General features: G+C 45.0%; 1 protein-coding gene. It reads right to left on the reverse strand.

Annotated features, from left to right (window positions below):
• Window positions 1–21: 21 nt before the first annotated feature.
• The coding region (locus KDK17_RS19090; RefSeq protein WP_257288831.1) for a serine hydrolase at window positions 22–1,261 on the reverse strand (1,240 nt) is incomplete at its 5' end.

The following is a 1,261-nucleotide window of genomic DNA, read 5'->3' on the forward strand; positions in this document are numbered from 1 at the left end:
ACATCCGCCCTTTGAAATACTCTAATCCAGGTCAAGACTGATTTTTCGGCTAAAGGCTTCCATCGGTATTTCGGTAAAGCCGGTAGCAAACCAAACCACCACATTATCTCTGGAAGGGGATACATAGATACCCTGACCATTCATGCCACTTTTATAGAGATCACCATCAGCAAAAACAGCATCCCACTGATAACTATTAAATAATGGTGCATCTCTGAATTCTTCCGTCAACCTGGGCCCAAGAGCACCTTTCAAATAGTTTTCCCGCTTTCCCGAGGTTTGCATACGCTTCAGCACTTGTTCCGAAACAATGCGTTTATCACCAAGCTTGTTCCAGCTCGGGGTAAACAACATGCCAAAACGCGCCATATCATCTAAACGAGAACTTACCAGACCATGAATAATGGCATTACCCTGTGGGCTTAAACCGATGGTTGCATCACCTGCCATACCTGCTTTTGACCAAATTCGCTCACTGACCACCTCTGCCAACCTTTTTTGCGTGATCTGCTCAATAATCAAACCCAACATCTGCGTATTAGCGGATGAATACTCAAAAGCCATACCTGGCTTTTTCAAATAAGGAATGGCAAGCAAAGCCTCATTGTGGGTATAAACTTTTCCGTCTTTTGCGGGCACACCCAACTCTGCTCTCACAAAGGCGTTATAAGGGGTATCACCACTGCGTGTTGTGGGGTTTTCCTCCAAATCAAGCCCTGTTTGCATGTTCAACACATCGAATATTTTCACGTTCTCCCAAGCTGTACCTTTTGCTTTGGGCAGATAATTTGACACGGTTTTCTGTAGATCAATACGCCCTTCTTCTTCCAGAAAAGCGATAAGCGTGCCGGCGATCACTTTTGAATTCGACATCCACACATGGCGGTCGTTCTCCCTCATGCCAGGGTATTGCTGGTAAATAATTTCGCCCTTTTTGATCACCATGACGCCCTGAACCGGTGACTTCTCATCCATAATCATCTGTTCAAATGCTATGGATTTTCCGTCTTTTTTGAGCGAAATTTCACCGATTGACTGCCTTGCACTTGTCTCAAGCTTGACTACCTCACCATCCCGGTGAATCATGGCTTGCGGCAAAAACTCACCCAAGTGCAAATAAGAATAAGCACCCGACTCGGTAATATTCAAAAATTTGTTCAGGCTCCATTCACCATGCAATCGTTCTGCTTCGGACAAGCTATAACCGTTTTTGATTGCATGCACCGAAAAATCTTCGGTTGGTGTAGAGTAAGCGTCGTGA

Source organism: Endozoicomonas sp. SESOKO2 (genome assembly GCF_024606245.1).
Lineage (GTDB): Bacteria > Pseudomonadota > Gammaproteobacteria > Pseudomonadales > Endozoicomonadaceae > Endozoicomonas_A.